The sequence below is a fragment of the Variovorax sp. J31P179 genome (assembly GCF_030316985.1).
Taxonomy (GTDB): domain Bacteria; phylum Pseudomonadota; class Gammaproteobacteria; order Burkholderiales; family Burkholderiaceae_C; genus Variovorax; species Variovorax ginsengisoli_B.
Genome location: NZ_JASZYL010000001.1, coordinates 571,485 through 591,877 on the forward strand (window position 1 = coordinate 571,485; position 20,393 = coordinate 591,877).

General features: G+C 70.1%; 18 protein-coding genes. 15 read left to right on the top strand and 3 right to left on the bottom strand.

Annotated elements, in window-relative coordinates:
- Positions 1–13: 13 nt before the first annotated feature.
- From QTI17_RS02745 to QTI17_RS02755, 3 genes are read left to right on the top strand one after another with little or no spacing between them, the layout of a single operon-like run.
- The gene (locus QTI17_RS02745; RefSeq protein ID WP_286530845.1) at positions 14–586 is read left to right on the top strand and encodes a DUF3302 domain-containing protein; all 573 of its coding nucleotides are present in this window, start codon (positions 14–16) and stop codon (positions 584–586) included.
- Positions 586–1,806 carry an HlyD family secretion protein gene (locus QTI17_RS02750; RefSeq protein ID WP_286530846.1) on the top strand — a complete coding sequence of 407 codons (1,221 nt, stop codon included), beginning with the start codon at positions 586–588 and terminating at the stop codon, positions 1,804–1,806. The genes QTI17_RS02745 and QTI17_RS02750 overlap by 1 nt, the downstream gene beginning before the upstream one ends.
- Positions 1,806–3,185, top strand: a complete 1,380-nt coding sequence (locus QTI17_RS02755) for a TolC family protein (protein WP_286530847.1) — start codon at positions 1,806–1,808, stop codon at positions 3,183–3,185. The genes QTI17_RS02750 and QTI17_RS02755 overlap by 1 nt, the downstream gene beginning before the upstream one ends.
- A 34-nt stretch (positions 3,186–3,219) precedes the next feature.
- Here QTI17_RS02755 and QTI17_RS02760 read toward each other — a convergent pair whose 3' ends face one another.
- Positions 3,220–3,570: a hypothetical protein gene (locus QTI17_RS02760; protein ID WP_286520631.1), complete on the bottom strand. Its 351-nt coding sequence runs from the start codon at positions 3,568–3,570 to the stop codon at positions 3,220–3,222.
- Positions 3,571–3,691: 121 nt separating this feature from the next.
- Between QTI17_RS02760 and QTI17_RS02765 the strand changes: the two genes are divergently transcribed.
- The 11 genes from QTI17_RS02765 (at position 3,692) to QTI17_RS02815 (ending at position 17,658) form a co-directional block, all read left to right on the top strand.
- Positions 3,692–5,152 carry a DUF3300 domain-containing protein gene (locus QTI17_RS02765; protein ID WP_286530848.1) on the top strand — a complete coding sequence of 487 codons (1,461 nt, stop codon included), beginning with the start codon at positions 3,692–3,694 and terminating at the stop codon, positions 5,150–5,152.
- A 20-nt stretch (positions 5,153–5,172) separates the two neighbouring features.
- Positions 5,173–6,099 (top strand): DUF2950 domain-containing protein, encoded by a 927-nt coding sequence (locus QTI17_RS02770; protein WP_286530849.1) that lies wholly within the window; start codon positions 5,173–5,175, stop codon positions 6,097–6,099.
- The gene (locus tag QTI17_RS02775) at positions 6,068–8,848 is read left to right on the top strand and encodes a winged helix-turn-helix domain-containing protein (protein ID WP_503011011.1); all 2,781 of its coding nucleotides are present in this window, start codon (positions 6,068–6,070) and stop codon (positions 8,846–8,848) included. The genes QTI17_RS02770 and QTI17_RS02775 overlap by 32 nt, the downstream gene beginning before the upstream one ends.
- 187 nt (positions 8,849–9,035) lie before the next feature.
- On the top strand, positions 9,036–9,884 hold the full coding sequence (locus tag QTI17_RS02780) for a TauD/TfdA dioxygenase family protein (RefSeq protein ID WP_286531319.1): 849 nt from the start codon (positions 9,036–9,038) through the stop codon (positions 9,882–9,884).
- 34 nt (positions 9,885–9,918) lie between these two features.
- On the top strand, positions 9,919–10,977 hold the full coding sequence (locus QTI17_RS02785) for a beta-keto acid cleavage family enzyme (RefSeq protein WP_286530851.1): 1,059 nt from the start codon (positions 9,919–9,921) through the stop codon (positions 10,975–10,977).
- Positions 10,978–10,997: 20 nt separating this feature from the next.
- On the top strand, positions 10,998–11,561 hold the full coding sequence (locus QTI17_RS02790; protein WP_286530852.1) for an RBBP9/YdeN family alpha/beta hydrolase: 564 nt from the start codon (positions 10,998–11,000) through the stop codon (positions 11,559–11,561).
- Positions 11,562–11,585: 24 nt separating this feature from the next.
- The gene (locus tag QTI17_RS02795) at positions 11,586–12,557 is read left to right on the top strand and encodes a quinone oxidoreductase family protein (RefSeq protein WP_286530853.1); all 972 of its coding nucleotides are present in this window, start codon (positions 11,586–11,588) and stop codon (positions 12,555–12,557) included.
- A gap of 10 nt (positions 12,558–12,567) precedes the next feature.
- Entirely contained in the window at positions 12,568–13,929 is a 1,362-nt protein-coding gene (locus QTI17_RS02800; RefSeq protein WP_286530854.1) for an MFS transporter, read from the top strand.
- A 50-nt stretch (positions 13,930–13,979) separates the two neighbouring features.
- Complete coding sequence (locus QTI17_RS02805; RefSeq protein WP_286530855.1) at positions 13,980–15,623, top strand: 3-(methylthio)propionyl-CoA ligase; 1,644 nt, start codon at positions 13,980–13,982, stop codon at positions 15,621–15,623.
- Positions 15,620–16,630 carry a YeiH family protein gene (locus QTI17_RS02810; protein ID WP_286530856.1) on the top strand — a complete coding sequence of 337 codons (1,011 nt, stop codon included), beginning with the start codon at positions 15,620–15,622 and terminating at the stop codon, positions 16,628–16,630. Before QTI17_RS02805 ends, QTI17_RS02810 begins: the two co-directional genes overlap by 4 nt.
- 29 nt (positions 16,631–16,659) lie before the next feature.
- Positions 16,660–17,658 carry a Bug family tripartite tricarboxylate transporter substrate binding protein gene (locus QTI17_RS02815; RefSeq protein WP_286530857.1) on the top strand — a complete coding sequence of 333 codons (999 nt, stop codon included), beginning with the start codon at positions 16,660–16,662 and terminating at the stop codon, positions 17,656–17,658.
- Here the strand turns inward: QTI17_RS02815 and QTI17_RS02820 are convergent.
- Together QTI17_RS02820 and QTI17_RS02825 are read right to left on the bottom strand one after the other, a co-directional pair.
- Positions 17,645–18,301, bottom strand: coding sequence for a DsbA family oxidoreductase (locus QTI17_RS02820; protein ID WP_286530858.1), 657 nt, complete (start codon positions 18,299–18,301; stop codon positions 17,645–17,647). The two genes, QTI17_RS02815 and QTI17_RS02820, sit on opposite strands and share 14 nt — an antisense overlap.
- Before the next feature lie 143 nt (positions 18,302–18,444).
- Positions 18,445–19,086: a VIT1/CCC1 transporter family protein gene (locus QTI17_RS02825; protein WP_286530860.1), complete on the bottom strand. Its 642-nt coding sequence runs from the start codon at positions 19,084–19,086 to the stop codon at positions 18,445–18,447.
- Positions 19,087–19,138: 52 nt separating this feature from the next.
- On the opposite strand from QTI17_RS02825, the gene QTI17_RS02830 reads away from it, so the two are divergent.
- The gene (locus tag QTI17_RS02830; RefSeq protein WP_286530861.1) at positions 19,139–20,365 is read left to right on the top strand and encodes a DUF2252 domain-containing protein; all 1,227 of its coding nucleotides are present in this window, start codon (positions 19,139–19,141) and stop codon (positions 20,363–20,365) included.
- Positions 20,366–20,393 lie beyond the last annotated feature (28 nt).

Genomic DNA, 20,393 nt, shown 5'->3' on the forward strand with positions numbered 1-20,393 from the left:
TGATTGGAAAAAAATGACTCTCGCACTCAGGGAACATGCGGCGAAGCGCTCCCATCCGCCGCGCCTGCTTGGCATCGGCGCACTCATTGCGGCGCCGGCGGCGCATGCGTCCTTCCTGCCGCCCGACATGCTGGCCTCCGCCGCCACCGGCATCGCCTGGTTCGTCGTCTTCGTCGTGCCCATCGCCGTGATCGTGCTGTTCTGGATGGTGCACGTGCTGCCCGAGAAGATCGCGCACAAGCGGCATCACCCGCAGCGCGATGCCATCAAGACGCTGTGCCTGCTGTCGCTGGTGTTCGGCGGCATGCTGTGGCCGCTGGCCTGGCTGTGGGCCTTCGTCAAGCCGGTGGGCTACCAGGCCGCCTACGGCACCGAGAAGCACGACGACTACTTCCACGAGCAGAGCGAGAAGGCGCACGCGGGCGAGCTGCTGGAGCACGAGATCGCGCACCTGCGCGAGGAACTCGATGCGATGGAGGCCAAGGGCGCGCTGTCCGCCGAACTCAAGCAGGTGCGCCGGAACCTGGCCGCGGCGCTGCAGGCGCGGCGCGCCGAGGCGGACGCCACCCGAGACGCGAGCACCTGATGGACATCCTTCTCCTCGGCATCTATGCCTTCTTCGTCTGGCTGATCTTCATCAAGCTGAAGTGGCTGCCATGGAACACCGCGTGGCAGGTCACGGTGGTGATCATCCCGATCGTCGCGCTGTCGATCCTGATCCTCACGCTCAACGTCGTCGCGCCGTCGACCGCCGACGTGCGCGTGCTCAAGTACGTGGTGCAGGTGGTGCCGCAGGTGCGTGGCCGTGTGCTCGAGGTGCCGGTCGAGCCCAACCGGCTCGTGAAGAAGGGCGAGCTGCTGTTTCGCATCGACCCGACCCAGTACGAGAACGAACTCAACGCTGCCAAGGCCAAGCTGGCGTCCGACGAGGCGAAGTTCGCAGCGGCCGGCGCCTCGCTGGTCGATGCCTCGGCCGGCGCCCGCCAGCTGCAGGAGCAGCTGAAGGCCGCCACCGGCCAGGTCAAGGCGCTGCAGCCCAAGCTCGAACTGGCCCGCCTGCGGGTGCGCCAGAACCGCGAACTGGTCGCCACTGGCGCGGGCGAGCGCTTCGCCCTCGAGCAGGCCGAATCCACGCTGGCCGAGTTGCAGGGCCAGATCGCGACCGCCGCCGCCAACGAGACGCAGGTCTCCCAGCGGCTGGCGGCGCAGGTCAACGGTGAGCAGGCGTCGGTCGCCACATCGCGGGCCCAGCTCGCGACCGCCAAGGCGCAGGTCGACCTCAGCCGGGCCGAGCTGGGCAATGCGCAATGGAACCTCGACCAGACGGCCGTCTACGCGCCTTCCAACGGGTATGCGATCAATGTCCAGTTGCGGCCGGGCTCCTTCGTGGTCTCGGTGCCGTTCTCGCCGGCGATGAGTTTCGTCGAGGAAACCTACCAGGTGATCGCGCTCTTCGACCAGAACGAGCTGCGGCTGGTCGAGCCCGGCGACAAGGCGGAGTTCACGCTCAAGACCTATCCAGGCCGCATCATCAGCGCGACGGTCGACTCCATCGTGTGGGCGCAGGGCCAGGGGCAGGTGCAGCAGTCGGGCACGCTGCCGCAGACCGGCGCGTTCCCGCAGGTGCCGGGCCGCTTTCCGGTCAAGCTGATCGTCGACGAGCCCGACGCCGGGCTCTTCCTCGCCGCCGGCGCGGATGGGCAGGGCGCGATCTACACCGCACACGTCGCGGCCATCCATATCCTGCGCATGGTGATCCTGCGCGTCGGCTCGATCACCAACTACCTCGTGCTGAAACTGCACTGATGTCCATGCCCTCGCTTCGTCCCTGGGTCCTGGCGGCGCCGCTCGCGGCGGCGCTGGCGGGCTGCGCGCTCAAGCCGCCGCCGACCACCGACGACCTTCGCAAGGAGGTGCTGCAGCAGGGGCCGATGCCCGAGGCATTCCGGGCCGGCGGCGGCGTCTCGACACCGGTGGCCGATCACTGGCTCGCCTCCTTCGAGGAACCGGCGCTGACAACGCTGGTCAACGAAGCACTGGCCTACAACGCCGACCTGCAGGTCGCCGCGGCCCGGGTCGAACAGGCGGCGGGCTACGTCAAGGTGGCGTCCGGCGGCCTGCTGCCGTCGGTCGGCCTGGCTGCCCTGGGCGGCGACAAGTCGGGCGGCGGGGGCGGGCTCAATGGCGTCTTCCTGAATGCCTCGCTCGAACTCGATGTCTGGGGCCGGCTGCGCTATGAAAGCGCGGCCTCGCGCGAGCAGCTCGCCGCGGCCGAGGCCGACTACGCCTACGCGCGCCAGTCGCTGGCCGCGATGGTCGCGAAGAGCTGGTTCCTGGCGGTCGAGGCCGGCATGCAGCGGGCGATCGCGAAGGATTCGCTCAGCTCTTCCGAGGGCTTGATGCGCCTGGCCGACGACCGGTTGCGGATCGGCAACGGAACGGCACTTTCGTCGGCGCAGGCGCGGGCGAGCGTCAACGGCTATCGCGACACGCTGAAGCAGGTCGAGCTGTCGCGCGAACAGGCCTTGCGCGCGCTGGAGCTGCTGGTCGGCCGCTACCCGGGCGCGGAGATCGCGGTCGCGGACCAGCTGTCGCGCATGCCGCCGCCGCTGCCTGTCGGGGTTCCCTCGGAAGTGCTGGAGCGCCGGCCGGACATGGTCGCGGCCGAGCGTCGCGTGGCGGCCGCCTTCAATCGGGTGGGCGAAGCCAAGGCCGCGCAGCTGCCGAAGATAAGGCTCACTGCAGGCGGCAGCAACGTGTCGAGCGAACTGATCGTCCTGAAGGACGTCAGCAGCCCGGTGTGGAGCCTGGGCGCGAACCTGATCGCACCGATCTACCAGGGTGGCGCGCTGCGGGCCCAGGTCGAGATCCGGTCGGCCGAGCAGAAGCAGGCAGTGGCCGAATACGCGCGCGCGGGGCAAAAGGCGTTCAGCGAGGTCGAGACCGCGCTGGGCACGGAATCGATCCTGCGCGAACGCGAGGCCGTCCTGACGGCCGCGATCCGCGACAACGAGGAGGCGCTGCGGCTGGCGCGGATTCAATACCAGGTGGGCACGGCGGACCTGCGCACGGTCGAGCAGAGCCAGCTGGCGCTCTATGCGGCGCGGACGTCGAGGCTGCGGGTGCAGAGCGAGCAGCTGGCCCAGCGGGCCAATCTGTACCTGGCCCTGGGTGGCGGGGTCTAGCGCGATGGCGAACGCACACCCAAGCGGCGCGAGGTCAGCGACCCATGCGGGCGTCGTAGCTGCGCGAGACCCGATCGATGAGCGCGGGATCGCGCGCGCCGGTGGCGTCGAACTGGACGCGGACACTGCCGTCCGCCTGCTGGCGCACGCTGGCCGACACCGTGGCGCTGCCCGCCGTTCCGATGATCATGCCGGCGCTGCGGTCTTCGGTGCCGATCGCCAGCCCCTGGTCGCGCATCGCGCCGGCCGCGGCCGCGAACGATCGGTCGAAGCTGGCCGGGGCCCCCACGGTCACGGGGTACGCGGGCGGCGGGTAGTAGCAGCCACTGGCAACCAGGGCGGCGCCCAATGCCGCGACCCGCAGGAAGGTGATGATGAACTTCATTCGTGACTCCGATCGATCGTCCCGCGATCGTAGTGAGTTGCCCATCGACTGCCTACCGTCAGCCAATTGCGGCCTCCGGCATACCCCCGTATGCTGGCTGCCAACCTGAAGAGGAGTGCCCATGTTCTCTGTTGCGACCCGCTTCACGCGCATGCTGGCAGTGTCGATCTCGCTGCTGGTGTCGGCGTCCCTGGTGACGGCGCAGCAGGCGCCCACCTTCAGCCGGGAACAGCTCGACCAGATGATGGCGCCTATCGCGCTCTATCCGGATTCGCTGCTGTCGCAGGTGCTGATGGCCTCCACCTACCCAGCGGACGTGGTCGACGCCGCGAAATGGTCGAAGGCGAATTCCAAGCAGCAGGGTGATGCCGCCGTGAAGGCGGTGCAGGACAAGCCCTGGGACCCGAGCGTGCAGTCGCTGGTCGCCTTCCCGCAGGTGATCCAGATGATGGGCGACCAGCCCGACTGGACGCAGAACCTCGGCGACGCCTTCCTGGCCTCGTCCAAGGACGTGCTCGACTCGGCCCAGCGGCTGCGGACCAAGGCCCAGCAGCAGGGCAGCCTCAAGACGACCGAGCAGCAGAAGGTGATCGTCGAGCAGGAACCGCAGACGCAGCAGACCGTGATCAAGATCGAGCCCACGAACCCGGAAGTGGTCTACGTGCCGGCCTACAACCCGACCGTGGTCTATGGCGCCTGGCCCTATCCGGCCTATCCGCCGTACTACTACCCGCCCTACCCGGCCTACTACCCGGGCGCCGCGCTCGCCACCGGCATCGCCTTCGGCGTCGGCGTGGCCGCCGTGGGTGCGCTCTGGGGCAATGCGAACTGGGGCGGCGGCAACGTGAACGTCAACGTCAACCGCTACAACAGCATCAACACCAACCGCCAGATCGCGGCCAACCAGACCAACTTCCAGCACAACGCCGCCAATCGCAAGGGCGTGCCTTACCGCGATTCGCGCAGCCAGCAGCAGTACGGCCGCAACGCCGGCGATCCGGGCCAGCGCCAGGACTACCGCGGCCGCGACAACGCGGGCCGCGATGCGCAGCGGCAGCAGGCGCAGTCCTCGCTCCAGCAGCGGGGCATGGACCCGGGGCAGGGTCGCGAGAACCTGCGCAACGATCCGGGCACGCGTGAACGGGCGCAGCAGGCCGTCGACCGCGGCGGCCAGCGGGGCGGCCAGGGCGGGGCCGGCGGCGGCTTCGACCGCGGCGGGCAGGGCGGACAGGGCGGCGGCTTCGATCGGGGCGGCGCCGGCGGCCGCGAGCAGGTCCAGCATCGGGGCGGCTCCGACAATGCCCTGCGCGGCGCGGGCGATGGCGGCGCCCAGGCGCGGCAACAGGCCGATCGCGGCAACGCGAGCCGCCAGTCGATGGGCGGGGCCGGTGGCGGCGGGGCGCGTGCGGGCGGCGGTGGCTACGGGGGTGGCGGTGCGCATGCCGGCGGCGGTGCACGGCCGAGCGGCGGTTCCTACGGCGGTGGCCATGCGGGCGGTGGCGCGCGCGCCGGCGGCGGTGGCGGCGGCGGCATGAGGGGCGGTGGTGGCGGCGGACGCGGCGGCGGCGGAGGCCGGCGCTAGGCGCGCGAGCGATGACGGCGATGAACCCACTCCACTTCATGCGAGGCTCGAACATGCTGAATCCGATGCGCACCAGGGCAGCAGCGGCTGCTGCGATGGCCACACTCATGCTGGCGCTTTCCGCCCCCGCTTTCGCGCAGCGCGCGTACCCCAGTCCCGAGGCGGCCTCGGAGGCCTTCTTCCGGGCGCTGGCGGACAACGACCAGAAGGCGCTGCAGACGGTGCTCGGCAACGACTGGCGACGCTTCGTGCCGGCGGGCGAGGTCGATCGCGAGGACATTTACGACTTCCTGGGCGCCTACGCCAAGCAGCACAAGGTGGTGCCCGACGGGCCCGACCGGGCGTTGCTGGGGGCGGGCGACAGTGGCTGGACCTTGCCGATCCCGATCGTCAAGGGCGCGGGCGGCTGGCACTTCGACCCGCGCGCCGGCGCCGACCAGATGCAGACGCGCCGCATCGGCCGCAACGAGCTGGCCGCCATGCGGGCCGCGCTCGCCTACTTCGATGCCCAGCGGGAGTACGCGCAGGTCGACCGCGACGGCAACGGCGTGCTCGAGTTCGCCCAGAAGTTCGCCAGCACGCCGGGCAAGCACGACGGCCTGTACTGGCACACCGGCCCCGGCGAGGCGGAGAGTCCGCTGGGCCCGCTCTACGCCCCGGCCCGGGCCGGCGAGGGCTACCACGGCTACCACTTCAAGATCCTCAAGGCGCAGGGTCCGAACGCACCCGGCGGCGCCTACGACTACGTCATCGGCAATCGCATGCGCGGCGGCTTCGCGCTGGTCGCCTGGCCTGTCAAGTACGGCGAGACCGGCGTGATGAGCTTCATGGTCAACCACGACGGGGTGCTCTACGAGAAGAACCTGGGCGCCGGCACGGACGCCGCCGCACGGGCGATGACCCGGTTCGACCCCGATGCGGGCTGGAGAAAGGTCGACGTACAGTAGGCGCGGGCGCGGTTCCGCCGGCGCCCTCCACGCAGCGAGGGCCCAATTGATTCCCGACACCACCCGTCCCGACGGCGGCAGCGACGACCTGCTGCTGCGGGTCTCGCCGCCGAGAGTGCCGCGCCATCTGGTGGCGCGGCCGCGGCTGCTGGCGGCCGACCCGGCGTTCCGCGATGTCCCGGCCATCCTGCTGCAGGCGCCGGCGGGCTTCGGCAAGACCTCGCTGCTGGCCCAATGGCGGCTCGAGCATCTCGCGCACGGCCTGGTGGTGGCATGGGTCTCGGCGCAGGCGCGCGACACGCCGCAGCGCCTGGCGCAGGCGCTGGCGCTGGCGGTGCGGCGGGCGTCGGGGCGCTCCACTTTCGGCCACGTGCTGCTCGACGCGGCAGCGCCGAGCGGCCTCGAGGGCATCACCATCTGGCTGGCGGAACTGGCGCAGACGGCGCTCGACGTGGTGCTGGTGGTGGACGAGGCGGAGCGCCTGCCGGCGGCGTCGCGCGAGGCGCTGGCCTACCTGCTGCGCAATGCGCCACCCAACCTGCGCACCGTGATCGCCAGCCGGCCCGACTGCAACCTGGACATCGACGACCTGATCGCCTATGGGCAGTGCGTGGTGGTCGGGCCGGCGATGCTGCGCTTCAGGCTCGAAGAGACGCTGGAACTGATCCACGGCCGCTTCGGTGCCAGCGTCGACAACGACACCGCCGCCCGGCTGCACGCCCTCACGGAGGGCTGGCCGCTGGGACTGCAGCTCTCGCTCACCGTGCTGGCGCGCGGCACCGACGCGCGGGCCGACGTGGCGGGGATGAGCGCCCTTGGCGGGCAGCTGCGCGAGCAGTTCCTGGCGATGCTGCTGGCCAATCTCGATGCGCGCGACCGCGAGTTCCTCACCCGCATCGCGATCCTCGACCATCTGCACCCGGAGCTGTGCCGGCAGGTCGCCGGCATGGACGATGCGACGGAGCGGCTGGCGCGACTGAGCCGCGACACGCCGGTGTTCGTGGCGGCGGAGCAGGGCGACTGGCTGCGCATGCACGCGCTGGCGCGCGATGTGCTGCGCGAGGGCTTCGGCGCGCTCCCCCCGGAGGTGCAGGCCGGAGCCCATGCCCGGGCGTCCGGGTGGTTGGCCGAGCGCGGCATGCTCGAGGACGCGGCCCGCCACGCGCTGGTCGCCGGCCAGCGCGAGCGGGCCTACGAGCTGGCCGAGCGCAGCCTCTACGAATCGATCATGACCCACGGCCGGCAGGGCGTGGTGCTCGAATGGCTGGCGCAACTGCCGCCCGACGAACTGGACCGCCGGCCGCGGCTGCTGCTGGCCGCGGCCTGGACGCTCGCCACCAGCGAACGCCATGAAGACGCCGGCCGGCTGGTCGACCGGATCCTGGCGCAGCCGCAGCACGCGCCCGATGCCCCCCTGCGCTGCGAATGCGCGTTGATCCTGAGCGGCGGGGCGGTGTTCGCGGACGACCCGGACCGCTTCGCGGCGCTGCACGACCCCTGGGCCGAGGCGCCGCCTCTGCGCGATCCGCTGCTGCTGCAGGTGCACGCCAATCGCACCGCCTACCGGACGCTGCTCGAGGGCGATCCGGCGCTGGCGCGGCTGCGCCAGCAGCAGTCGCCGCGCGGGGATTTCGGCCGCGGGCAGGGCTTCATCGGGCGCTGGGGCGAGCTCATCATCGCCCTCTCCTATGTCTGGGAAGGCCAGGTCCGGCTGGTCGAGAGCCTGCTGCATCCGGCCGTGGCCAGCGCCGAAGCCGACCTGGGGCGGCGCAACAGCTTCGTGTGCATGCTCGCCGCCCTCCTTGCCGCCGCGCTGTGGGAGCGCGGCCGCCCGGTCGATGCCGCCGCGCTGCTGGCCGACCGGCTCGACGTGCTGGAGCGCAGCGGGCTGCCTGAAGCGCTGCTGCTGGCCTACCGGACGATGGCCCGCATGGCGGTGGCCGAGGGCGCCGAGCACCGGGCGGTGGAACTGCTCGGCGCGCTCGACGCGGCGGGCTCGGCACGCGCGCTGCCGCGGCTTCGCATCGCCAGCCTGGTGGAGCTGGTGCGCCTGCATGCCCGACGCTTTCGGGCGCAGCGCTGCCGGGAACTGTGCCAGCGCATCGACGCCCTGCTGGCCGACCCGGCCCTGCCGCAGGGGCGGCTCTGGCGGCGCAGCGTGGACGCGATGCGCGATCTGGCCCACGGCTACGCGGCGATCGCGGCCCAGGACTGGCGCGGCGCCCTGGCGCCGCTGACCCAGGCCAGCGAACTCGTGCAGGTGGTGCGGCAAGGCCGGCTGGAGATCGAGATCCTCGGCCTGCGCGCCTTCGCACTCGACCGTTGCGGCGAGAAACGCGCCGCCCCGATGCTGCGCGAGGCGATCGACCTGGCTCAAAGTTACGGCCTCGTGCGCATTTTCGAGGACGCCCATCCGGACCTGGGCGCATGGGCCAGGCAGGTCGCCGGCGAAGGCGACGAGCATGCGCCGGTGGCGCCGGCCGTGGCCGCGCCGACGCGTCCGGTGCCGGCCGCCGAAACGCCCCGGCCTCCGGCGGTGCGCGGCATGGTGCTGACGCCCAAGGAGCGCGAGGTGATGGAGCTGCTGGCGCGCAGCCTGTCCAACAAGGAGATCGGGCGCGCCATGCAGGTGGGCGAAACCACGGTCAAGTGGCACGTCAAGAACCTGCTGGCCAAGCTGGACGCCGGCACGCGCAAGGAAGTCGTCGTCCGCGCCCGCATCCTCGGGCTGCTCCAGCCGGCGCCCTAGCGGAAGGGGCCTCCCCCCTCCTGCAAGGAGGGGCTCGGAAAGGGCGCCGAATCCTATTCTTCGGGCTTGGGAATTCGCGCTCAAGCGGCCTCCCGCCAGACGGAGACAAGACATGCCCTCAACAACCGAAGCCGCGCCCCTGAAAGGCGCACCCGCCGTAGTGTCCAGCGCGGCACTGAAGACATCCATCCAGGTCGAACCGCTGACCTGCACCATCGGCGCCGAGCTGCGCAACGTGGACCTCGGCGCCGCCTCGCGCGACGCCGACACGGTGGCCGAGATCCGCGCGCTGCTGCTCAAGCACAAGGTGCTGTTCCTGCGCGACCAGGACTTCTCGCGCGCCGAGCACGTGGCCTTCGCCCGCCACTTCGGCGAACTCGAAGACCATCCCGTGGCCGGCAGCGACCCCGAGCACCCCGGCCTGGTCCGGATCTACAAGTCGCCCGACACGCCCAACGACCGCTACGAGAACGCCTTCCACACCGACGCCACCTGGCGCGAGAAGCCGCCCTTCGGCTGCGTGCTGCGCTGCGTCGAAACGCCGGAAGTCGGCGGCGACACCATCTGGGTGAACATGGTCGAGGCCTACGCCCGTCTGCCGGAAGACATTCAGCGCAAGATCGAGGGCCTGCGCGCCCGTCACAGCATCGAGGCCAGCTTCGGCGCGGCGATGCCGATCGAGAAGCGCCTCGCGCTGCACGCGCAGTTCCCCGATGCGGAGCACCCGGTGGTGCGCACCCATCCGGAAACGGGCGAGAAGATCCTCTTCGTCAACGCCTTCACCACGCACTTCACCAACTTCCACACGCCGGCGAACGTGCGCTTCGGCCAGGACTACGCGCCGGCCGCCGGCCAGCTGCTGAACTACCTGGTCAGCCAGGCCGCGATCCCCGAGTTCCAGGTGCGCTGGCGCTGGAAGAAGAACAGCGTCGCCTTCTGGGACAACCGCAGCACCCAGCACTACGCGGTCATGGACTACCCGCCCTGCCACCGAAAGATGGAACGCGCCGGAATCATCGGCACAGCCACCTACTGAACCCCTCATCCAACACGCAACTGAAAGACCAACCATGAACTTCCTCGACGGCTCCCTCTTCCCGGAGAACCAGGACAAGCTGGTGATCACCGTGGCGCCCTACGGTCCCGAGTGGATCCCCTCCGACTTCCCGCAGGACATCCCTGTGACCATGGAACAGCAGATCCAGAAGGCGATCGACTGCTACAACGCCGGCGCCAGCGTGCTGCACCTGCATGTGCGCGAGCTGGACGGCAAGGGCTCCAAGCGCCTGTCGATGTTCAACGAGCTGATTGCCGGCGTGCGCAAGGCAGTGCCCGACATGGTGATCCAGGTCGGCGGCTCGATCTCCTTCGCTCCCGAGAGCGACGGCGCCAACGCCAAGTGGCTGCACGACGACACGCGCCACATGCTGGCCGAGCTCGACCCGAAGCCGGACCAGGTCACGGTCACCGTCAACACGACGCAGATGAACGTGCTGGAGCACATGGAGGCCGAGGACATCGCCGGCACCTCGCTGGCCGAGGCCCAGACCAACGCGGCCTACCGCGAGATGATCGTGCCCTCGGGCCCCGGCTTCATCGAGGAGCATGTGCGCCGCCTGAGCGCCGCCGGCATCCAGAGCGCCTTCCAGTTCTACAACATCAACAGCTACGAAACGGTGGAGCGGCTGATCCGCCGCGGCGTCTACAAGGGCCCGCTGGTGATGAACTGGGTGGCGATCAGCGGCGGCATGGATGCGCCCAACCCCTACAACCTGACGAACTTCCTGCGTGCGATTCCGGACGGCTCGATGCTGACCGTGGAAAGCAGCATGCGCAACGTGCTGCCGATCAACATGATCGGCATGGCGCTGGGCCTGCATGTGCGCTGCGGCATCGAGGACAACCTCTGGAACCAGTCGCGCACCGAGAAGATGACCTCGGTGCAGCAGATCGAGCAGCTGGTGCGCATGGCGCGCGAGTTCGGCCGCGAAGTCGCCAACGGCAAGGAAGCTCGCGAGATCCTGAAGATCGGCGTGTTCTACGACACCGTCGAGGAGACGCTGGCCGCCAACGGCTTCGCGCCCAACCCGAAGGGGCGCCAGCAGGGCTACCTGCGCCGCGTGGCCTGAAGGTGAGCGGAGCATCCCCCATGACCACCGTGCTCATCGTCCCCGGCCTGCGCGACCACGTCGGCGCCCACTGGCAGACGCTGCTGGCCGCGCGCCTGGCGGCGCGGGGCGGTCCGGTGCGCTGCGTGCCGCCGATGGGCCGGGCCGACCTCGACTGCGCGACGCGCGTGGCCGCGATCGAGCGCGAGGCGCAGGCCGTCGAGGGCCCCTTGATCCTGGTGGCGCACAGCGGCGGCTGCGTGATGGTCGCGCACTGGGCGCGCCAGACCAAGCGGGCCGTCCATGGCGCGCTGCTGGCCGCGCCGCCGGACTTCGATCGGCCGATGCCCGAGGGCTACCCCACGGTCGATGACTTGCGCGCCAGCGGCTGGCTGCCGGTGCCGCGCCGGACGCTGCCTTTCCCGAGCATCGTGGCGGCGAGCCGCAACGATCCGCTGGCCGACTACGGCCGGGTGGCGGAACTGGCCCGCGACTGGGGCAGCCGCCTGGTCGACCTCGGCGAGGTCGGCCACCTGAACCCCGCCTCGGGCTTCGGCGACTGGCCCCGCGCCGAGCTGTTCATCGCCGAGCTTTCGCACCGCTGAAATCAGATACCAAGGAGACACATCATGGCCAAGGCCATTCGCTTTCATGAAACCGGCGGACCGGAAGTCCTCAGGCTGGAGAACGTCGATGTCGGCGAACCCGGCCCGGGCCAGGCGCGCGTGCGCCACACCTACATCGCAGTCAACTTCATCGACATCTACTTCCGCACCGGCCGCTATCCACTGCCGCTGCCCAACGGGCTCGGCTCCGACGCCGTGGGCGTGGTCGAGGCCGTGGGCCCCGGCGTGACCGACATCCGCGTGGGCGACCGCGTGGGCTACCTGATCGGCCCCCAGGGCGCGTACTCGGAAGCGCGCGTGATGCCGGCCGAGCTGCTGATCCCGCTGCCTGAAGGCGTGTCCGACCGCACGGCCTCGACCTTGATGATGAAGGGCATGACGGCGCAGTATCTGTTCCGCCAGGTCTTCCCGCTGAAGGGCGGCGAAACAATCCTCTATCACGCGGCCGCCGGCGGCGTCGGCCTGATCGCCTGCCAGTGGGCGCGCGCGATGGGCGTGACGATGATCGGCACCGTCAGCACCGACGAGAAGGCCGCCATCGCGAAGGCCAACGGCTGCGCACACACCATCGTGACCTCGCGCGAGAACATCGCGAAGCGGGTGCGCGAGATCACCGACGGCAAGGGCGTGCCGGTGGTGTACGACTCGGTGGGCAAGGACACGCTGGAAGCCTCGCTCGACAGCCTGCAGCCGCGCGGTTCGCTGATCAGCAACGGCACCACCTCGGGGCCGGTGGTGATCGACTCGCAGACGCTGGCGGTGAAGGGCTCGATCTGGGTCACGCGCCCGGCGATGATGCACTACATCACGCCGCGCACCCACATGCTGGCGATGGCCGAGGAGCTGTTCGGCCATGTGCTGGCGGGCCGCATCGTCAGCGAACCCAAGCAGAGCTTCGCACTGGCCGATGCCGCCGACGCGCACCGCGCGCTCGAATCGCGCGCAACCACCGGCGCGACCGTGCTGGTGCCCTGAGGGGAAGACCATGGATCTGCATTCCCACGACGCGAAGCCGGGCACGGCCGACGGCTACCTGATCGGTCCGCGCCAGGCCTGGTTCGCCTTTGCCATGACCATCGGGCTGATGATGGTCGACTACATCGATCGCCAGGTGATCGTGTCGCTGTTCCCGCACCTGAAGGAGGCCTGGGGCCTGTCGGACAAGCAACTCGGCGCGCTGGTGTCGGCCGTCTCGGTGACGGTGGCACTGGGCGCGATCCCGATCGCGCTGTTCGCCGACCGCTTCAGCCGGGTGAAGAGCATCGTCGCGATGGCCACGATCTGGAGCCTGGCCTCGATCAGCTGCATGTTCACTCGCAACTATGGCCAACTCCTGGCCGCGCGTGCCGCGGTGGGATTGGGCGAGGCGGGCTACGGCTCGGTCGGTGCGGCCCTCATCGCCAGCCATTTCCCGGCCCGCATGCGCGGCGCGCTGATGGCGGCCTTCTTCGCCTCGGCGTCGGTCGGCTCGGTGCTGGGCGTGATGCTCGGCGGCCTCATCGCCGCCAAATGGGGCTGGCAGGCGGCCTTCGGCGTCGTCGGCGTGCCGGGCCTGATCCTGGCGCTGCTCTACACCCGGGTCCGTGACTACCGCACGGTGGCGCTCACGCCGAGCATCGAACAGGCCACCCGTTCGACCCAGGGCACGGCACGCGCCATCGTGAAGCGGCTGGCGCGTTCGCGCACCTTGTTGTGGGTCTGCATCGGCGCGCCGGCGCAGCTGATCCTGGTCTCGGCCATCTGGGCCTGGATGCCGAGCTACCTCAACCGCATGCATGGCATGGCGCCGGAACAGGCGGGCGTGAAGGCCGCGCTGGTGGTGCTGTGCGGCGCGCTGGGCAGCGTGGTCTGGGGCGCGGTCGCCGATCGCGCCGGCCGCAAGAATCCGGCCGCCAAGCTGCACGTGACGGCCGCGGTGTGCGTGGCCTCGGCGGCGGTGCTGGCGTTCGCCTTCGGCGCCGGCCACCTCGGGCTGGACCTCGGCAAGCAGGCGCAGTTCGCACTGTTCGCGCTGGGCGGCTTCCTGATGACCTGCACCGTCGGCGTGGTCGCCGCCGTGGTGATCGACGTGATCCACCCCGGCATCCGCGCCACCGGCGCCTCGGTGCTGTCGCTGTTCCAGAACCTGCTGGGACTGGCCGTGGGCCCGCTCATCGCCGGCGCGCTGTCGGACCTGTGGACGCTCCAGAACGCCCTGATGGTGATGCCTGTGTTCGGACTTCTCGCCGCCTGGGCCTTCATGGTTGCCTCGCGCAGCTACGGGGCCGACCTGCAAAGCGCCGGCGACAGCGCCGACGAAGACATCCATGCCGCGCCGGCCGGCGCCCCCCGCAGCGTGCCGGCCTGAGCCGCCGCCGCGCCACCACTGTCCATTTGAACGAACGAACGGAAACCGACATGAACGGATTGATGATGGATCAGCCGCTGCTGATCTCCAGCCTCCTCACCCACGCCGAGCGCCACCACGGCGACCAGCAGATCGTCTCGCGCCGGGTCGAAGGCGACCTGCACCGCTACACCTACCGCGACCTCGGCCAGCGCGCGCGCCGGCTCGCCAACGCGCTCGCCGCGCGCGGCATCGAGAAGGGCGAACGCGTCGCCACGCTGGCCTGGAACGGCTATCGCCACATGGAGCTGTACTACGCGGCCTCTGGCTCGGGCGCGGTCCTGCACACGCTCAACCCGCGCCTGCACCCCGACCAGGTGGTGTGGATCGCCGACCACGCCGAAGACGAGATCCTCTTCTTCGACCTGAGCTTCCTGCCGCTGATCGAGGCCATCGCCTCGCGCGTATCGACCATCAAGGCCTTCGTCGCCATGACCGACCGCGCCCACATGCCCGCCGAGTCGAAGGTGCCCAACTTGCTGTGCTACGAGGAACTGATCGACGACCATTCGCCCGACTTCACGTGGCCGGTGTTCGACGAGAAGGCGGCTTCTTCGCTGTGCTACACCTCCGGCACCACCGGCAACCCGAAGGGCGCGCTCTACAGCCACCGCTCGACCATGCTGCACACCTATGCGGCGGCGCTGCCCGATGCGCTGAACTGCTCGGCCAACGACGTCATCCTGCCGGTGGTGCCGATGTTCCACGTCAACGCCTGGGGCCTGCCCTATATCGCGTGCATGGTCGGCGCCAAGCTGGTGTTCCCGGGTCCGTGGCTCGACGGCAAGTCGCTGCACGACCTCTTCGAGGCCGAGGGCGTGACGGTCTCGGCCGGCGTGCCCACCGTGTGGCAGGGCCTGCTCGCCCATGTGGAGAGCAACGACCTCCGCTTCAGCACCATGCGCCGCACGATCATCGGCGGCTCGGCCTGCCCGCCGGCCATGATGCGCGCCTTCCAGGAGCGCTACGACGTGCAGGTGCTGCACGCCTGGGGCATGACCGAGCTGAGCCCGGTGGGCGCGGTGTGCACGCTCAAGCCCTGCCACCGGTCGCTCGACGGCGAGCAGCGCCTGGCGTTGCAATCGAAGCAGGGCCGCTCGGTGTTCGGCATCGACATGAAGATCGTCGGGGCCGACGGCGCCGAGCTGCCGCAGGACGGCAAGGCCTCGGGCGAGCTGATGGTGCGCGGCGCCTGGGTGATCTCCGGCTACTACAAGGGCGAGGGCGCGGGCCCGCTGGTCAATGGCTGGTTCCCCACCGGCGACGTCTCGACCATCGACGCCGACGGCTTCATGCAGATCACCGACCGCAGCAAGGACGTGATCAAGTCCGGCGGCGAATGGATCGGCTCCATCGACCTCGAGAACATCGCCATGGCGCACCCCGCCGTGGAGATGGCGGCCTGCATCGCGGCGCGCCACGCCAAGTGGGACGAGCGCCCGCTGCTGATCGTGGTGAAGAAGCCCGGCCAGCAATTGACGCGCGAGGAACTCATCCGCTTCTACGACGGCCGGATCGCCAAGTGGTGGACGCCCGACGACGTGGTCTTCGTCGACCGCATCCCGCTCGGCGCGACCGGCAAGGTGCAGAAGAACCTGCTGCGCGACGCCTACGGCAACCACCTCATGGCCGACGGCGGAATGAGGTTCGCATGACCGCCCTGTCGATCGCCGCCTGGCCGGCGCGCAGCCGCACGCTGTTCCCGGGGGTGCTGGCCTGCGCGGTGGTCGCGGCCGCCTCCACTTTCCTGTCGCAGCACTACGGCGCGCCGGTGATGCTGTTCGCGCTGATCCTCGGGATGGCGATGAACTTCCTGTCGGTCGAGGGTGCCTGCAAACCCGGCATCGAGTTCACGGCGCGCCAGGTGCTGCGCTGGGGCGTGGCGCTGCTGGGCCTGCGCATCACGGCCGCGCAGGTGGTGGCGCTGGGCTGGCACCCGGTGCTGCTGGTGGTGCTGTCGGTGGTGCTGACCATCGGGGTGTCGATGGTGGTCGCCAAGCTGATGGGCTTCCAGTCGCTGTTCGGCCTGCTCAGCGGCGGCGCCACGGCGATCTGCGGGGCATCGGCCGCGCTGGCGTTGGCGGCGGCGCTGCCGTCGCATCCGCAGAAGGAGCGCGCGACGCTGTTCACGGTGGTCGGCGTCTCGGCGTTGTCGACCTTCGCCATGATCGCCTATCCCATGATCGCGCACGCCCTCGGGCTCGACGAGCGCGCGGCCGGGATTTTTCTCGGCGCGACGATCCACGACGTGGCGCAGGTGGTTGGCGCCGGCTACAGCATGTCGAAGGAAACCGGCGACATCGCCACCTTGGTCAAGCTGATGCGCGTGGCGATGCTGCTGCCGGTGATCGTGTTCGCCGTGATGTGCACACGCGCCGCCGGCAAGGGGGCAGGGGGGCCGCGTCCGCCGCTGCTGCCGTGGTTCGCCGTCGCGTTCGCGCTGCTGGTGGCCGTCAACAGCACCGGCTGGATTCCGAAGGTCCTGACCGACGCCGGCAGCGACTGCTCGCGCTGGTTCCTGGTGGCCGCCATCGCCGGCATCGGCATGAAGACGCAGCTGCGCGACCTTGCCACGGTGGGCTTGAAGCCCGTCGTCCTGATGTTGGGCGAAACGGTGTTCCTCGCCATACTGGCGATCGCTCTCATTCGCTGGACATCCTGAACAGAACAACAGATAGAAGGAAACCGAACATGAATCCGAATCAATGGCGGCGGCGGATGATCCAGGCCGCGTGCCTGTCCTGCCTTGGCGTCTCGGGCCTCGCGATGGCGCAGGCCCAGCCGACAGCGAAATGGCCCGAGAAGATGGTGCGCGTGATCGTCGCCGGTCCGGCCGGCGGCACCGCCGACATCATCGCGCGCCTGGTGGCAGACCAGTTGTCGAGGGACACCGGCCAGCCCTTCGTGGTCGACCCGAAGCCCGGCGCGGGCGGCGTGCTCGCGGTCAACGAGCTTTCGATCGCGCCGCACGACGGCCACACCCTGCTGGTGGGCGTCAACTCGCTGGTGAGCGAGATCCCGCACATCATCAAGCTGCGGGTGGACATGGCCAAGGAGATCAAGCCGGTGGCGGAACTCGGCCACGGCGGCCTGGTGATGGTCGGCGCACCCACGGTGCCGGCGAAGAACTTCCGCGAGCTCCTGACCTGGGTCAAGGCCAACCCCGGCAAGGTGAGCTATGCCTCGTACAGCCCTGGCACGGTGTCGCACGTGGCGGGGCTGCAGCTCAACAAGGCGGCCGGCATCGACATGACGCACGTCGGCTACAAGGGCTCCACGCCGGCGCTCGCCGACGTGATGGGCGGCCACGTGCCGCTGATGTTCGACGGCATCGCGACTTCGCTGCCGTTGATCAAGGCCGGCAAGATCAAGGCCTTCGCGGTGAGCACGCCCAAGCGCTCGCCCCTGCTGCCCGAGGTGCCGACCTTTGCCGAGCTGGGCTATCCGCAGCTGGAGACCGTCTCGTGGATGGGCCTCTGGCTCAAGCCCGACGTGCCCGCCGCGGTGCAGGCCAGCGTGCGGGAGGCGACGCTGAGGGCGCTGGCCCAGCCGGCGCTGCGCGCGCACCTGCTCGACACCGGGCTGGAGGCCGGCGGCACCCGCAAGCCCGAGGAGCTCACGGGTTCGCTAGCGGCAGACTACCGGCGCGTGGGCGAGGTGCTCAAGTCGATCGACTTCAAGCCGGAGTGAGTGCGCGCAGCATGGCGTCCAGCAGCGTGTCGGCCGACACGGCGCCGGCCAGCGCCAGCGATGCGTCGAACACGAAGAAGGGCACCCCGCTGACCAGGTGGCGCACCTTGGCCTGAGGGTGGCGGCCCTGGGCGCGCTCGCCGCCAGGGACGGGAGCCTCGGCCGGCAGCCCGCATTCGCGCGCCAGCTGCGCGAGCATGGAGGCGTCGCCGATGTCCTGGCCGCAGTTGAAGTAGGCCATGAAGATGCGGTCGATCAGCTGGCGCTGCTGGACCTCGGTGCCGACCGCGGCCGCCTGCGCGACCCGCGCGTGGGCGGCGGCCGTGTTCGGCATCATGGCGATCCGGTCGAAGGCGAACGGGACCCCGGCCGCCTGGCCGGCCTGCAGCACCTGCGCGCGCCGCCGGGCGACGGCTTCGGGGCTGCCCAGGCGGGCCACATAGAAGGCCTGGTAAGGCAGGCCGCCCGCCGGCACGTCGGGCAGCAAGGGGTACGAATGCCAGACCATGCGCAGCCGCACATCGGGCCGCAGTTCGGCGAGACGGCTGGCGGCGGCGTCGAGCTGGCGCTTGCCGATCAGGCACCAGGGGCAGACGAAATCGAAGTAGACCTCGACCGTCAGCGTGGGCTCGGGCGAATGCATGCTGTGCTCCTGTGGAAGGTGGCCACACCCGGGTGGCGCGGCAATGGGCAGGCCCGTGGGGTCTGTGCCGCAACTCTAGGGGCCGGACGTCCCGGCGGCCCCCTCCGCGAAGGAGGGGGAAGGCCGGCCGCGGGGCCGCGCGTTCAACCGCCCAGCGCGATGACGATCAGTTCGATGGTCACGCCCAGCACGACCATCAGCAGTGCGGCCCGCCAGGGCGGGGTGCCGGCGTAGCGGCCCCATTCGTAGCCGCAGAGAAACAGCATCACGATCGCGATCGCGGCGGACGCGCGCATCGCACTGCGCAGGTCGGAGAAGAAAAGGAAGGGCAGCGTCGGCGGAAAGGTCGAAAGAAAGACCAGCAGGAAGACGCCCAGGCCGCCGACCAGGTCCTTCCGCTTCAGCACGCGGGCCGGCGCGACGTGCGCGGGCTGGGCCAGCATCCATTGGCGCGTGCGTTCGAAATCCTGGCGCCCGAGCGCATCCGACAGCGGGCCGATCTCCTGGGCGATCAGTCCATGTGCCTCTTCGGGTTGCTGGCTGGAGACCACCCGGCGCCAGAGCATCGCCTGGCGCGCGCGGCCGACGACGCGGCGCAGCATGAACATCACGCCGTCGACGAGGCCCCATGCGATGTTGCAGCCGATGGCCGCGATCAGCATCGCGCGCACCTCCTTCGGTCCGGCCGAAGCCACGCTCAGCGTGCCGGTGAAGGTCAGGACCATGAAGAGTCCGAACAGGATCTCCGAGTTGCGATCGATCGGGTCCAGCACGCGGTTGCTCATGTCGTCTCCATGCGGTCGGGCATCAGTGTACGTGCAGTGCTAGGCTCAAGACATGGACGTCGTACGCGAGATCCTCTCCTTCAACGCGAACCGGGAACCGGAGCGGCTGCAGCTCAAATTCCGCAACATGCGCACCAGCCCGTTCGTGTTCCTGCGCGGCACCTGCCATCTCTTCTACGGCCGGCTTCCGGGCAGCGGCATCTTCCGGTCGGCGCCTCCGGGGTGGGTCTGCGGCGACCTGCATCTCGAGAATTTCGGCAGCTACAAGGGCGACAACCGGCTGGTCTACTTCGACATCAACGACTTCGACGAGGCGGCGCTGGCGCCGGTGAGCTGGGACCTGGTCCGCTTCCTGGCGAGCCTGTGGGTCGGTGGCGAGACGCTCACGGCACGCCGCCGCGAAACGCGCAAGCTCTGCGAGATCTTCCTCGAAAGCTATGCGACCACCCTTCGCGCGGGCAAGGCCTACTGGGTGGAGCGCGACACGGCGCAGGGCCTGGTGCGGGCGCTGCTCGACGGCCTGCGGGAGCGGCAGCGCACGCAGTTCCTTGCTTCGCGCACCGAACTCAGGGAGCGTCGCCGCGTGCTGCGGATCGACGGCAAGAAGGCGCTCGGCGTCGACAAGGCGCAGGAAGCGGCCGTCCGTGCGGTGGTCGCGCAGTACGCCGAGGCGCAGCCGAACCCGGACTTCTACCAGGTGCTCGATGTGGCGCGCCGCATTGCGGGCACCGGCAGCCTGGGCGTCGACCGCTATGCGATCCTGGTCGAGGGCAAGGGGTCGCCGGACGGCAACTACGTACTCGATCTCAAGCAGGCGCTTGCGTCGTCGCTGGTGCCGCACCTGAAGGTGGCGCAGCCGAAGTGGAAGTCGCAGGCGCACCGCGTGGTGGCGCTTCAGCGTCGCCTGCAGGCGGTGTCGATGGCCTTTCTGCAGCCGATCGTCGCCGGCGGTACGCCCTACGTGTTGCGCGCATTGCAGCCGACCGAGGACCGGGTCGTGCTCGGCGGCCAGTCGGCCAGGAACCTCGCCGACCTCGAAGGCGTGATCGCGGTGATGGGCAAGCTGGTGGCGTGGGCCCAGCTTCGCAGTTCCGGGCGCGAAGGATCGGCCACCGCCGACGAATTGATCGATTTCGGCGGCCGCGCGAAGTGGCGGGACCGCCTGCTCGATGCGGCGGCCGAATGTGCCGCCCAGGTGCGCGCGGACTGGGCGGTCTATGCCGCGGCCTATGACGATGGGGCCTTCGGCGGTCCGTCGAGCGGGCATGGACGAGGCTGACGCCGGCAAGCACAATGCACCCGCTCCC

Coding starts and splice junctions, on each gene's coding strand:
- QTI17_RS02745 (WP_286530845.1), top strand. CDS start 14: ATGACTCTCGCACTCAGGGAACATGCGGCGAAGCGCTCCCATCCGCCG.
- QTI17_RS02750 (WP_286530846.1), top strand. CDS start 586: ATGGACATCCTTCTCCTCGGCATCTATGCCTTCTTCGTCTGGCTGATC.
- QTI17_RS02755 (WP_286530847.1), top strand. CDS start 1,806: ATGTCCATGCCCTCGCTTCGTCCCTGGGTCCTGGCGGCGCCGCTCGCG.
- QTI17_RS02760 (WP_286520631.1), bottom strand. CDS start 3,570: ATGAAGTTCATCATCACCTTCCTGCGGGTCGCGGCATTGGGCGCCGCC.
- QTI17_RS02765 (WP_286530848.1), top strand. CDS start 3,692: ATGTTCTCTGTTGCGACCCGCTTCACGCGCATGCTGGCAGTGTCGATC.
- QTI17_RS02770 (WP_286530849.1), top strand. CDS start 5,173: ATGAACCCACTCCACTTCATGCGAGGCTCGAACATGCTGAATCCGATG.
- QTI17_RS02775 (WP_503011011.1), top strand. CDS start 6,068: ATGCGGGCTGGAGAAAGGTCGACGTACAGTAGGCGCGGGCGCGGTTCC.
- QTI17_RS02785 (WP_286530851.1), top strand. CDS start 9,919: ATGAACTTCCTCGACGGCTCCCTCTTCCCGGAGAACCAGGACAAGCTG.
- QTI17_RS02790 (WP_286530852.1), top strand. CDS start 10,998: ATGACCACCGTGCTCATCGTCCCCGGCCTGCGCGACCACGTCGGCGCC.
- QTI17_RS02795 (WP_286530853.1), top strand. CDS start 11,586: ATGGCCAAGGCCATTCGCTTTCATGAAACCGGCGGACCGGAAGTCCTC.
- QTI17_RS02800 (WP_286530854.1), top strand. CDS start 12,568: ATGGATCTGCATTCCCACGACGCGAAGCCGGGCACGGCCGACGGCTAC.
- QTI17_RS02805 (WP_286530855.1), top strand. CDS start 13,980: ATGAACGGATTGATGATGGATCAGCCGCTGCTGATCTCCAGCCTCCTC.
- QTI17_RS02810 (WP_286530856.1), top strand. CDS start 15,620: ATGACCGCCCTGTCGATCGCCGCCTGGCCGGCGCGCAGCCGCACGCTG.
- QTI17_RS02815 (WP_286530857.1), top strand. CDS start 16,660: ATGAATCCGAATCAATGGCGGCGGCGGATGATCCAGGCCGCGTGCCTG.
- QTI17_RS02820 (WP_286530858.1), bottom strand. CDS start 18,301: ATGCATTCGCCCGAGCCCACGCTGACGGTCGAGGTCTACTTCGATTTC.
- QTI17_RS02825 (WP_286530860.1), bottom strand. CDS start 19,086: ATGAGCAACCGCGTGCTGGACCCGATCGATCGCAACTCGGAGATCCTG.
- QTI17_RS02830 (WP_286530861.1), top strand. CDS start 19,139: ATGGACGTCGTACGCGAGATCCTCTCCTTCAACGCGAACCGGGAACCG.